The organism is uncultured Dialister sp. (genome assembly GCF_900538805.1).
Classification (GTDB): Bacteria; Bacillota; Negativicutes; order Veillonellales; family Dialisteraceae; genus Dialister.
This window is the reverse complement of the sequence record NZ_UPZP01000078.1, coordinates 1-11,632: the sequence shown is the minus strand read 5'-3', so window position 1 is coordinate 11,632 and position 11,632 is coordinate 1. Positions and strand designations below refer to the sequence as shown.

Here is an 11,632-nt window from a genome sequence, read left to right as displayed (position 1 = left end):
GCCAAATACCTTTGCTCTCATATCGACATGCAGCTCCGCTCGAGATGACAATACGGAGAACAGCTTACTGTTATTTTTGGCAATTTTCTGAATCTATAAACGAAGCGGAAAAGGGGCTGTGAAGAAATGATTAAACATTTTTTCACAGCCCCGGGTTCAAAGGATTCATAGGGTTCAGAGGATTCAGGTTAGACGGGTCTTTGGCCCGAAGGTTGTGGCGGCCGCTTCGCAGCAGTATATAGAAACGTGAAGGTGCGGCCACCTGCTTTTACGAATTACCGGTCCACGTTGGTCATATCTTTAGGAACCACCCACTTGTCATATTCCTCTGGCGTTACATAGCCCAGAGCCACTGCCGCTTCCCGAAGGGAGCTGTTATCTTTGAAGGCCTTCTTGGCAATTTCCGCCGATTTTTCATAGCCGATATGGGGAGACAGGGCCGTGACGAGCATGAGGGATTTTTCCACCAGTTCCTCCATCCGTTCTTCATTGACTTTGATTCCCTGGGCACAGTGAATATCAAAGGAATGAATGGCTTCGCCCAGAAGTTTCACCGATTCGATAAAGCTGTCCGCCATAACCGGTGCGTATACATTCAGCTCAAACCGCCCCTGGGAGGAAGCCATGGAAATGACGGCCTGGTTGCCGTGCACCCGGCAGGCCACCATGGTCAGGGCTTCACACTGGGTGGGATTTACCTTGCCCGGCATGATGGAGGAGCCCGGTTCATTGGCAGGAATGGTCAGTTCGCCAAGACCTGCCCTTGGGCCGCCGGCCAAAAGACGGATATCATCGGCAAATTTCATGCAGTCCCCGCCCAAAGCGTCCAGGGCGCCATGGGTGAAAACCATGTCGTCTCTTCCGGTCAACGCATAGAACTTATTGGCAGCCGAGGTAAAGGGAATGCCCGTTTCCTCGGAAATGGCCTTCGCCACCTTTTCGCCGAAATCCTTGGGGCTGTTGAGGCCAGTGCCTACGGCAGTGCCGCCGATGGCCAGCTCGTGGAGGTACTTTTCTCCGTCCTCAATCATGGATTTGGATTTCTTCAGCATTTCCACCCAGCCCGACACTTCCTGTCCAAAGGTGAGGGGCACCGCATCCTGCACATGGGTGCGGCCGATTTTTACGGTGTGCATGTATTCCCTGCTCTTTGCCTCAAAGGTAGCAATGAGTCCGTCCAAAGGCCCATACAGGTACTGATGGAGGGAATATACAGCCGCCACATGAAGGGCTGTGGGGAATGTATCGTTGGAGGACTGGGACATATTTACATCATCATTGGGATGAACTCGAAGGGTGCTGCCTGCCTTTTCCAGTTTGGCATTGGCAATATGGGCCACCACTTCGTTCATATTCATGTTGCTCTGGGTGCCGGAGCCGGTCTGGTACACCACCAGCGGGAATTCACCGTCCCACTCGCCTTTCAGGATTTCATCACAGGCGCTCTTAATGGCTTCTCCCTTTTCAGGAGCCAGGGCCCCTCTTTCCTCGTTCACCTTAGCGGCGCATTTTTTCAGGATAGCAAAGGCGCGGATAATTTCTTTCGGCATCACATGGCCGATTTTGAAATTTTCAAAAGAGCGCTGGGTCTGGGCGCCCCACATGTGGTCTGCAGGAACACGGACTTCGCCTAAAGAATCATGTTCGATACGATATTCCATAATTGTCTCCTTATGTAAAATACACCTGCTGAGAAATGCACTCTCCCAACAAGGAAAACTTCTCAAGACTCATTGTAACATCTTGCAGCGTCTTCGGTAATTACTAACTTGACATAGTTAAGGGGAATTTCGTTGCATAGAAGTCATAAAAGGGACCGCATAGCGGTCCCGGGTTCAGAGGGTGCAAAGGGAACGGTTGACGCCCGCTCCGCGGGCGAAGGGGCTTTGCCCTTCGGGCAAAGGGTTGTGTTCGCTTACGCTCAGGGGGCGACGGGCCTTTGGCCCGAGGGTGTGGTATCGCCCTTTGGACACGCCTTCGGCGTGAAGATTCAGAAGGTTCTTAGGGTTCTAAGGTTTGACAGCCCTTCGGGCTGAGGGTTGTGGTATCGCCGCCTTTGGCGGCGATGAGTACATAGTCAGCGCTACGGGATTTACATTTGTGTCTCCAGTGCTACATGACGGAGAGCCGAAGCCTCCTTCCCCAGGAAGGAGGTGGCGCTGCAGGCGACGGAGGATAGGGGCGTCAGGTCGATACGAAAGGGTTCAAAAGATTCAGCGCCCTTCGGGCGCTGAAGGGGCGCAGCTGCGCTGCGGGTTGTGTAAAAAGGTTGTGTAGAAAGGTTGTGCCCGCTTCCGCTCAGGATGGCCGGTGTGAGGGAGGGGTTCCTTCATTCCAACTCCAGCCAGCGGACAGCCGTCCTCCTCACCCTTCCACTTTTTTCACCGCTTCCACCAGATTTTCCGTGAAATCAATTCTCCCAAAGTTTGACGACCGAGGTAGTTTCAGCTTGAGGTCGGAGAGGAGGCAGAATTCCGCCTTTCCCTCCTTCAGGCACAGGTCAAATACGTGGCCCCCTTCTTTCCTGCCATCGGAGAGGTAGTGGAAATGGTAACCCGGCATGTTGAGGCCGTCCATGAAGGAGGGGCAGTAAAGGCCGATGAGGGTGCCTTCGGTGTGGTCAAAGTGGAATTCCACCTGGTCCTTTTTCATCACTTCATCCAGCCGTCTATAGGGCTTCTGCTGTGCTCTTTCACTTCTGGCATATACTTTATCAAAAACTCCATGAATACGTATACCGTAAAAATAGTTAGGTCCCCAGCCCTGAATCAAATCATCCGCCTTCTCCCTGAGTTCATTCAGGGATGAAATATCCTTCAGCGGGAGTGTTCTGTCTGTTTCAAAAAAGAATACATCAGCAAAAGGTACCTTCCACCGGTCATGGGCCTCCTTCACTTCTCCCCTGCCGTTGACCTGGTACACCTTTCCCCGGCACATGATAAGCTCTCCATCCAGGGAATCAAAGGTACCGATGCCGAAATCCCCCTGTCCTTTGAGCTCCTTCACTTCTACAGAGCCTTCGTAATGGCCCAATATAAGAGACTGCAGAAGGGCTGCCTGGAAAAGAGTCCTGCTGTTTATAGATGAATTCATTTTGCTGTCTCCCTTCCAAAGAGAATTGCCGGGAAAAATCCCGGCAATAACCTGTATCATCATTCCAATGAATGAATGAAATCCATAATTTCCTTTTTCTTTTCTTCCAACAGCTTCCTGTCACCCTTGGTTTCCATGTTGAAACGAATCAGGGGTTCCGTGTTGGAGGGGCGCAGGTTGAAGCGCCAGCGGTCGTACTCAATGCCTACGCCGTCGATGAGGTCCACCCGGCTCGCATTTTTCCCATATTTCTCTTTCACCTTTTCCAGAATGAAATCACTGTTTTTTACGGTGAGATTGATTTCACCGCTGCAGGGGAATTCCTTTTCCATTTCTTCCACCAGTTCCCCCAGATGCTTTCCCTTTTCACTCATAATCTGTGTCACAATGAGCCAGGGAATCATGCCGGAATCGCAGTAGGAAAAATCACGGAAGAAGTGGTGCGCCGAATTTTCCGCGCCGTAAATGCCCTTTACCCGGCGCATGGTTTCCTTCATGAAGGCATGGCCGCCTTTGGATTCCACCGGCTGCCCGCCAAGGGAATGGCAGATTTTTTCAGTGCACCAGAATACCCTTGGATCGTGGACAATGGTCTCTCCCCTGTGATGCTTCAGAAAATATTCCGCCAGAAGGCCTACCATGTAGTATCCTTCCACAAAGTGCCCCTTTTCATCAATAAAGAAACAGCGATCAAAATCGCCGTCCCAGGCAATGCCCAGGTCCGCTTTTTCCGAAAGCACCGCATCCACCAGGGGCTTTCTGCATTCCTCCAGCATGGGATTGGGCACGCCGTGGGGGAAGGAACCGTCGGGGTCCATGTACATTTCCGTGAAATGGAAGGGAAGATGTTTCTTTAATTCGGAAAAGGCAATATTGGCGCAGCCATTTCCTGCATTCACCACGATGTGGAATGGCTTCATGGCCTTCACATCCACAAAGCTCAAGAGGGACTCTATGTAATCGGACAGGATTTCCTTATGAAACAGCTGCCCCTTCTTTTCACTTTCCGGGAAATCGCCGGAAAAGGCCAGGGCTTCGATATCCTTGAGGCCCGTGTCAGCGCTGACGGGAATGCCCTCTTCCCTTACGATTTTGATACCGTTGTAATCGGATGGATTATGGCTGGCGGTAATCATGAAGCCGCCGTCCATGCCATAGTGGAAGGTGCCGAAATACATCATTTCCGTGCCGCAGAGACCGATATCATACACGTCGCTGCCGCCGTCCATGAGCCCTCTGGCTGTGGCCTCACTGATTTTCCTGGAACTGGGCCGCACGTCAAAGCCAATACACATGGCCCTGGGATGGTACAGCGCCGCATAGGCACGGCCCACCCGGTAGGCCAGGTCCTCATTCACCTCATCCGGCACAATTCCCCGGATATCGTAAGCTTTGAATCCCTCATGGGACATATGCAAAGGTTCCACTTTTATTCTTCTCCTTTCTCCTTAAGCCGGTTCAGCACGGTCAGATAGCCATCGGCGCCGTACTTGAGGCACCGCTTTACCCTGGAAATGGTGGCTGTGCTGGCCCCCGTCTTCTTTTCAATCTGGTCATACTTTTCCCCGTTTTCCAGCATACGGGCCACCTCCAGCCGCTGGGACATATCCCGAAGCTCGTTGATGGTGCACAGATCTTCAAAGAATTCATAACATTCATCCCTGGTCTTCAGGGAAAGGATGGCATCAAACAATGTATCGGTCAGAGGATTGACAAGTCTCTGGTTCACACTCATAGGTATCCCTCTTTTCATCTTAGAAACCGGCCTTTGCGCCAGCTTTTTTACTTTAGTATATTATAACATTACAGGCCGACAGGCGCAAAGGGATTCGCGCTCCACAGGCGCGAAAGGGTTCAGAGGGTTCAGAAGGTTCAAAGGGTTCTGCGTCCTTTGGGTGCGAAAGGTTCTTAAGATTGACCGGCCTTTGGCCGGAGGGTTCTTAAGTTTGACAGCCCTTCGGGCTGAGGGTTATGGTATCGCCCTTCGGGCGATGAGTTTTATATGCCGCTCCACGGCAAGCGTTACGGGTCTTACCTTTGTGTCACTACTGCTGCATGACGAAGTGCAAGAGCCCCTTCCCCAGGAAGGGGGCCGTTAGGGGACGGAGGATAGGGGCGTGGATTAGACGATAGAAGTCAGAAATCAGACGTCAGAATGCGTTACGGGATTGACCTCCTGCCCACTCGTCATTCTAAACCGCAGGCGAAGAATCTCGGTACGTGCCGATATTGACTCCTACTAGCCTACTAGCCCACTAGCGCACCAGCTCACTAGTCCACCAGCTTCACTAGCTCACCTGCCATGACTTTTACGAATCCTATATACTCTATTTACTATTTCTATTGACAATATTTCCTAATCAGAGTACTATAGTTTCAACCCGTACATTCGGGTCAATTCAATACAGATTCATCATGAGTGGCGGAGGGACTGGCCCTTTGAAGCCACGGCAACCATTCTTTTAAGAAACGGTGCCAATTCCAGCGAGTAATTACTCGAAAGATGATGTATGACTGACTTTCATCTTTCGATGAAAGTTTTTTTATTAAAGGAGTTCCCAATGATTGAACTGAAGCATATAACCAAATTATATGGCAATTTCAAGGCACTGGACGACATCAACCTTTCCATTAAGGATGGAGAAATCTTCGGTATCGTCGGACAGTCCGGCGCAGGCAAATCCACTTTGATTCGCTGCGTCAACATGCTTGAACCCCCTACTTCCGGGGAAGTGCTCATCGACGGTAAGGACATGACCAAGCTCACCAAGTCAGAGCTTCGGGAAGAGAGAAAGAAAATCGGCATGATTTTCCAGCATTTCAACCTTCTTTCCAACAGGACTGTGGCAGGCAATGTGGCATTTCCTCTGGAACTGTCCAATGTGCCGAAGTCTGAACAGAAGAAAAGAATCGATGAAATTCTGGAACTGGTGGGTCTTACGGAATATAAGGACAAATACCCCTCCCAGCTGTCCGGCGGCCAGAAACAGCGCGTAGGCATTGCCAGAGCCATCGTTTCCAACCCCTCCGTTCTTCTTTCCGATGAAGCCACCAGCGCCCTGGATCCGGAAACGGTGAAATCCATCCTCCAGCTGCTGAAGGACATCAATAAAAAGATGGGTATTACCATCATCATGATTACCCACCAAATGGAAGTCATCAAGGAAATCGCCGAACAGGTGGCGGTCATTGAAAAGGGAAAGATTATTGAACAGGGCTCTGTGGTAGACCTCTTCACCAATCCCCAGACCGAAACGCTGAAGAAATTCGTGGGCTCCGTCATGTCCTCCGATGTACCGGAGCAGCTGTCCCACATGAATATTTCCAAAGAAAAACAGAAAGACAGCGACCAGACCATTGTGAGCCTGAAATTCAGGGGCGACGTGGCCAATGAACCGATTATCGCCAACCTCATCAAGAAATACAACCTGGACGTAAGTATTCTTTACGGCTCCATCGACTACATCCAGAACGTTTCCTTCGGCCGCCTTATCATCATGATCAATGGTCACGAAGAGGACATGAAAAAAGCCCTCGGCCATTTACAGTCTTTACCAATCACAAGCGAGGTAATCGGATATGTCCCCAGTGATAACTAATCTTCTTCTGAAAAGTCTGGCTGAAACGCTGTACATGCTCTCCATTTCAGCCATTATCGCCGCCTTAATCGGCATTCCCTTAGGCATTCTTCTGGTGGTAACGGAAAAACACGGCATCCTTTCCTGCCCGGTACTGAACAAGCCTCTGGCCTTCATTATCAACCTTATCCGTTCCATTCCGTTCATCATCCTCATGGTAGCCATCATCCCCTTCACCAGGCTGGTGGCAGGCACCTCCATCGGCACCACCGCAGCCATCGTCCCTCTGACCATTGCTGCCATCCCCTACACCGCCCGCATGGTGGAAACATCCATCCGTGAAATCCCCTTCGGCCTCATCGAAGCAGCCGAATCCATGGGCGCCTCTCCCCTTCAGATTATCTGGAAGGTCCTCATTCCCGAAGCCCTTCCTTCCATCATTGAAAGCTTGACCGTAGTCATCGTATCCCTGATTGGTGCATCCGCCATGGCCGGCACCATCGGCGGCGGCGGTCTGGGGGACCTGGCCATCCGCTATGGCTACCAGCGCTTCCAGGCAGACGTGATGATTGCCACTATCATCGTCCTTGTCATCATCGTCCAGCTCATCCAGTTCATCGGCAGCAACATGGCCAAGAAAGCGGATAAGCGGTAAATCTGTATATAACGGGAACCATCCCTTATATAATATTTCCAGGTTTCATCTTTACATGAAATCTGATTCAAAAGAGAAAGGAAGTCTTACTTATGTTCAAGAAATTAGCGATTGCCGGCCTGTGCGCACTCTCCGCAGCAGCATTCATTACCGGCTGCGGTTCCAGCCAGAAACCGGCATCCTCAGCAGCCGCCTCTGCTCCTGCTGAAAAGAAAGAAATCACCGTAGGCGCCACCGCCGGCCCCCATGCGGAAGTGGTAGAAGCAGCTGCAAAAGAAGCTGAAAAGAACGGTCTCAAAGTGAACGTGAAGGAATTCTCCGATTACATCACCCCTGACCAGGCACTGGCAGACGGAGATCTGGATATCGTAGTATACCAGCACAAACCCTTCATGGAAAACTTCAATAAACAGCACGGCACCCACCTCACCGACATCGGCAGAGCCATCCTCATGCGCATGGGCATTTACTCCAACAAAGTAAAGGACGTGAAAGACCTGCCCGACGGCGCTACCGTTTCCATTCCTAACGACCCCACCAATGAAGGCCGCGGCCTCCAGCTCCTGGAAAAGGCAGGCGTCATCAAGTTGAAGGAAGGCGTAGGCATGAAAGCCACCCCCGCTGACGTAGTAGAAAACCCGAAGAACATCCAGTTCAAAGAAATCGAAGCAGCCCAGCTCCCCAGAAGCCTTGACGATGTGGATGCTTCCGTCATCACCATGAACTACGTCATGAGCGCCGGACTCTCCCCTGAAAAGCAGGGTATCTTCCTGGAAGACAAGGACACCCCGCTGGCAGTCATGATTATTGCAGTCCGTGAAAAGGACAAGGACCAGCCGGCCTACAAGAAATTCGTCCAGGCCTACCAGTCCGACGCAGTGAAGAAATTCATTGCAGAAAAATACAAAGGCACCATCGTTCCTGCATGGGACTAATGGTATCTTAAATGAAAAAGCTTTGGAAAAGGATTTTCTTTCCAAAGCTTTTTTATTGGACTTGTACATAGTGAGTCGGCTGTCCGATTTCCGCCAGCCCCATCATTCGTAAGCAAAGTGAAAAATCTCGGTACCTGCCGATAGTGGCTGCATAGGAAACCGGCCAGCCGATAGCCGACAGCGGATAGCAGAACTCCGCCTACCTCCCCCACAGCTTTTCCGCCAGAAGGGCCATTCTTTCATTTCCTTCCCTGTTGGGATGGACACCGTCGATGTACCATTTCTCTTCCGGTGGAAAGGCTTTGGTGAAATCAAGAAGAGGAATATCCCATGCCTTTGCCCGGGAGCGGAGGAATTTCTGGTATTCCAAAAGGTCCCTCCTGTTTCTTTTAAAAGAGCCTGCCTCCTGCCATCCCGTTTCCACGCTCATTTCCGTAAAGAGCGGAGGAATGCCCAGGGTAAGGGGTATCCTTCCGGCCAAAGCAGAGAGCTTCCTGTCCACCATATTCTCCAAAACCACAAGGCGGATACCGAAGAGAATATCATTGGTGCCACCCATGAAGAAATAGCCCTCTCCCCTTCTCACCCTGCCGCAGGCTCCGGAAAGGCTGTCTAAAATATCCACGGCCATGGAGCCTGAGAGACCATGGTTGTAAAGGGAAATTCCCTTCAGCTCCTTATCAGCCAGAGCCACCCAGCCCTGCCCCGGCAGGACGCCGTAGCCTTCGGTGAGACTGTCGCCGAAGCAGTGAATAATAGAAATGTTCCTGTTCCATAAAGCGCTCATGGTTATCACCTCATCCTGATTGTAGCATAGGAAACGTTGAGCAGAAAAGGTTAAAAAGCCCCCTTTCGGCGGTAAGTAACAAGCCAGCACAATAAAAATTTCAATATTTATTCTCTAATCATTCCTGTGAAATTAACATTATCTCCCCTTCCGCTGGCAATTTGATTTGATATCTTCTTTGCATGTGCTGTTATTTCAGGGATTGTACTTTCCCAGCCAATTTTTCAAGAGAATCTGCAATAAATTTGTATTTCCTCTAAAAAAAGATATCTTCGTCGGCGTTTTTCCCTTAGCAGGATAGCGTCTTGTAACCGGCACTTCACATACTTTGTATCCCAGTTGAGATGCACGAACAGAAAGATAAGCCAAAAGTTCATACCCGGAAAAAATATCCCTGAGCGGTAATACCCGGGAATCAGAAAGATATTCTGCAGAATATCCGCGGTAAGCATTTGTAGTATCAGTAAACCAATGATGAGCAGTAAGAGAAATCACCGGCGCATGTATGAGCCTCACCGCCCAGTATCGAATCATCGGCGTATGAATGGCATGACCGCCGGTGACAAAGCGGGAGCCCTGAATAAAGCCATACCCCTCTTTCAGCTTTTTGATAAACCGCGGCACATCCTCGATGCTGTCTTTATTATTTCCATCAATAGTAATAATGCCTTTATATCCACGTTCAAGTGCCCACCAAAAACCCATGCGGAGCTGTGCTCCCTGCTTTCCCTTATCTGTTTTTATAAGAAGTGCATTAACTTTATGGGCCTTCATATTTTCATCTGCCATGCTGCCATCAGTAGACCCGCCATCACAAATGACCACATCCGCACATTCCGGTATATGCGCCGCCTCTGCCCGTGCAAGTTCTTTTCTTATACGTTCTCCCTCATTAATGACTGGGATGAGTACTACATAGTCCCTTTTCTTTTCCTCATATTCCTTGCAAAGAAACCTGGGTACACCACGAATACCTTCAATCTTTCTCAATGAATACCTCCTGCACATAAGCCATTACTTCCCAAATAGTGGAAAGGCTCATCACCCGTCCCATTTCGATAGAAATATAACGGTCATATCCTGTCCTCCGGAGAAAAGTCGCCAGCTCCCGATGCAAAGAATGCTTTTTGATAGGTTTCAAAAATGGCTCACTGACATGAATATGATTTATCAGTTCTACCTTTCCCTCCAACAGGGACACATCTTCTTCATTGGCAATCATAGTTCCCACATCGAGGTTTAATTTCAGTCCTTGACTTCCTACTTCAGAAATTATATCCAGAGCCTGCTGCGTAGTATTGATGTAATTTGTCTGATAAATGGGTGGATTTGCCTCCAGACCGATACATGTATGGTGCACAACTGCGTAATTTCCAATCTTCCTGAAAAAATCTATACCAATCTGCGGATTCGCCCCATCCGGAAAAAAGCGGTTTCTTGGGCAACCAAATACGAGATTACCGCAGCCAATAGCCTCAGCAAAACGGATAGCTTTCTTCGTGTAATCGATAAGGGCCTGCCGCTCAGCCTTGCTCCCAAAAATTTTCTCACTGCGGCCATACCAGATAGACTGCATAGACGGGACAGAGAAGCCATACCGTAGCTTCAGTTCCTTCGCCCAATTTTTAGCTTCCATGCCCCGTTCATATGGATTTTCTTCCCACACCCGGGTCGGAGCAATTTCAAGACCTGCAAAACCACGCTTCTGCATCTGTTCATAAACAAGTTCATCTTCCGGCATCGACCAGGCTAAATTCGAAATAGACAACTTCATTGGGTGACCTCCTGAAAATAGACTTCTTTTATCTCCATATTTTTGTTTTCAACAAGCATCTTAGTTATCAGCGAGGAATACCACAGGATATCACTGCTGATGCGAAGTTGATAAATATACATCCCCTTTTTTACATCGAACTTATATTTGATAAACGTATCCTTACCATTCCCTAAATTAACCGTCATAGATGTATTTTTAGTAGAGCTGATAGTAAAAGTAATAAAACCTCGTTTGCCCAGCAGTTGACTAGGAATTGAATAAGCATCCCCACTAGTGGATAAAGGCGTAGCAATACCTTTTTCATCCTTACTTTCGGCATACTGCCCCCATAAATAAGGGATATTTCCAATCTGGTGATTATGGTTACCCTTGATATCGTAGTTATAATCCAACTCCCGATACTTATCTCCTGCATATTTATCTTTATTCTGCAAAGAAGCATACTCATCTTTTAAACACCATATTGCAAAAGCACCTACTTCGCAATATGGACGATAATTCTCTGCTATATATTCCGTTAGCAGATAATATCTGTCTGTGTTTAAAATACCGTCAATGTCTCTATAACAGCCAAAATACTGCCCCGCAGGTTTCCGCTGATGATAAGGAAAAACAATAAATTTAACCTTATTTTTTCTAATATTTTCCAGTGCCTGCATCTGCCCTTTTCTTCCATTAATCATGGCAGGTGATTGATTAATATAAATGGGATTAGAGCGCCCTGTGTAAGCATAGAATAAAGATTGGTCTGAAAAGTTGCAATACTAATACGTTCACCCACCAATTGATTCATCAAGGTACTTTTTC

General features: G+C 49.0%; 11 protein-coding genes and 1 riboswitch. Of the genes, 3 read left to right on the top strand and 8 right to left on the bottom strand.

Features of this window, described 5'->3' with window-relative positions:
- Positions 1-275 precede the first annotated feature (275 nt).
- The 4 genes from fumC to QZQ29_RS07275 all read right to left on the bottom strand — a co-directional run bounded on the left by fumC (position 276) and on the right by QZQ29_RS07275 (position 4,828).
- Positions 276-1,661 (bottom strand): class II fumarate hydratase, encoded by a 1,386-nt coding sequence (fumC, locus tag QZQ29_RS07290; protein WP_296961848.1) that lies wholly within the window; start codon positions 1,659-1,661, stop codon positions 276-278.
- A 703-nt stretch (positions 1,662-2,364) separates the two neighbouring features.
- Positions 2,365-3,093, bottom strand: a complete 729-nt coding sequence (gene budA, locus QZQ29_RS07285; protein WP_296961845.1) for an acetolactate decarboxylase — start codon at positions 3,091-3,093, stop codon at positions 2,365-2,367.
- Positions 3,094-3,152: 59 nt separating this feature from the next.
- On the bottom strand, positions 3,153-4,520 hold the full coding sequence (locus tag QZQ29_RS07280) for a phosphomannomutase (protein WP_296961842.1): 1,368 nt from the start codon (positions 4,518-4,520) through the stop codon (positions 3,153-3,155).
- 2 nt (positions 4,521-4,522) lie between these two features.
- Complete coding sequence (locus QZQ29_RS07275) at positions 4,523-4,828, bottom strand: YerC/YecD family TrpR-related protein (protein ID WP_296961838.1); 306 nt, start codon at positions 4,826-4,828, stop codon at positions 4,523-4,525.
- 672 nt (positions 4,829-5,500) lie between these two features.
- A riboswitch (SAM riboswitch) is annotated at positions 5,501-5,603 on the top strand.
- A 51-nt stretch (positions 5,604-5,654) separates the two neighbouring features.
- Between QZQ29_RS07275 and QZQ29_RS07270 the strand changes: the two genes are divergently transcribed.
- The 3 genes from QZQ29_RS07270 (at position 5,655) to QZQ29_RS07260 (ending at position 8,261) form a co-directional block, all read left to right on the top strand.
- Positions 5,655-6,692, top strand: coding sequence for a methionine ABC transporter ATP-binding protein (locus QZQ29_RS07270; protein ID WP_296961834.1), 1,038 nt, complete (start codon positions 5,655-5,657; stop codon positions 6,690-6,692).
- Positions 6,673-7,326: a methionine ABC transporter permease gene (locus QZQ29_RS07265; protein ID WP_296961831.1), complete on the top strand. Its 654-nt coding sequence runs from the start codon at positions 6,673-6,675 to the stop codon at positions 7,324-7,326. The genes QZQ29_RS07270 and QZQ29_RS07265 overlap by 20 nt, the downstream gene beginning before the upstream one ends.
- Positions 7,327-7,418: 92 nt before the next feature.
- Positions 7,419-8,261 (top strand): MetQ/NlpA family ABC transporter substrate-binding protein, encoded by an 843-nt coding sequence (locus tag QZQ29_RS07260; protein WP_296961828.1) that lies wholly within the window; start codon positions 7,419-7,421, stop codon positions 8,259-8,261.
- A gap of 199 nt (positions 8,262-8,460) precedes the next feature.
- Here the strand turns inward: QZQ29_RS07260 and QZQ29_RS07255 are convergent, their stop codons facing one another.
- The 4 genes from QZQ29_RS07255 to QZQ29_RS07240 all read right to left on the bottom strand — a co-directional run bounded on the left by QZQ29_RS07255 (position 8,461) and on the right by QZQ29_RS07240 (position 11,484).
- The gene (locus QZQ29_RS07255; RefSeq protein ID WP_296961825.1) at positions 8,461-9,048 is read right to left on the bottom strand and encodes a GDSL-type esterase/lipase family protein; all 588 of its coding nucleotides are present in this window, start codon (positions 9,046-9,048) and stop codon (positions 8,461-8,463) included.
- Positions 9,049-9,243: 195 nt separating this feature from the next.
- Positions 9,244-10,038, bottom strand: a complete 795-nt coding sequence (locus tag QZQ29_RS07250; protein WP_296961821.1) for a glycosyltransferase family 2 protein — start codon at positions 10,036-10,038, stop codon at positions 9,244-9,246.
- The gene (locus QZQ29_RS07245; RefSeq protein ID WP_296961818.1) at positions 10,025-10,822 is read right to left on the bottom strand and encodes a sugar phosphate isomerase/epimerase family protein; all 798 of its coding nucleotides are present in this window, start codon (positions 10,820-10,822) and stop codon (positions 10,025-10,027) included. The genes QZQ29_RS07250 and QZQ29_RS07245 overlap by 14 nt, the downstream gene beginning before the upstream one ends.
- Positions 10,819-11,484, bottom strand: coding sequence for a hypothetical protein (locus QZQ29_RS07240; protein WP_296961815.1), 666 nt, complete (start codon positions 11,482-11,484; stop codon positions 10,819-10,821). Before QZQ29_RS07240 ends, QZQ29_RS07245 begins: the two co-directional genes overlap by 4 nt.
- Positions 11,485-11,632: the final 148 nt, after the last annotated feature.

What these genes read in the sequence shown, in the direction of transcription:
- fumC (WP_296961848.1), bottom strand. Translation starts at nt 1,661, where the DNA reads ATGGAATATCGTATCGAACATGATTCTTTAGGCGAAGTCCGTGTTCCT.
- budA (WP_296961845.1), bottom strand. Translation starts at nt 3,093, where the DNA reads ATGAATTCATCTATAAACAGCAGGACTCTTTTCCAGGCAGCCCTTCTG.
- QZQ29_RS07275 (WP_296961838.1), bottom strand. Translation starts at nt 4,828, where the DNA reads ATGAGTGTGAACCAGAGACTTGTCAATCCTCTGACCGATACATTGTTT.
- QZQ29_RS07270 (WP_296961834.1), top strand. Translation starts at nt 5,655, where the DNA reads ATGATTGAACTGAAGCATATAACCAAATTATATGGCAATTTCAAGGCA.
- QZQ29_RS07265 (WP_296961831.1), top strand. Translation starts at nt 6,673, where the DNA reads ATGTCCCCAGTGATAACTAATCTTCTTCTGAAAAGTCTGGCTGAAACG.
- QZQ29_RS07260 (WP_296961828.1), top strand. Translation starts at nt 7,419, where the DNA reads ATGTTCAAGAAATTAGCGATTGCCGGCCTGTGCGCACTCTCCGCAGCA.
- QZQ29_RS07255 (WP_296961825.1), bottom strand. Translation starts at nt 9,048, where the DNA reads ATGAGCGCTTTATGGAACAGGAACATTTCTATTATTCACTGCTTCGGC.
- QZQ29_RS07245 (WP_296961818.1), bottom strand. Translation starts at nt 10,822, where the DNA reads ATGAAGTTGTCTATTTCGAATTTAGCCTGGTCGATGCCGGAAGATGAA.
- QZQ29_RS07240 (WP_296961815.1), bottom strand. Translation starts at nt 11,484, where the DNA reads ATGCAGGCACTGGAAAATATTAGAAAAAATAAGGTTAAATTTATTGTT.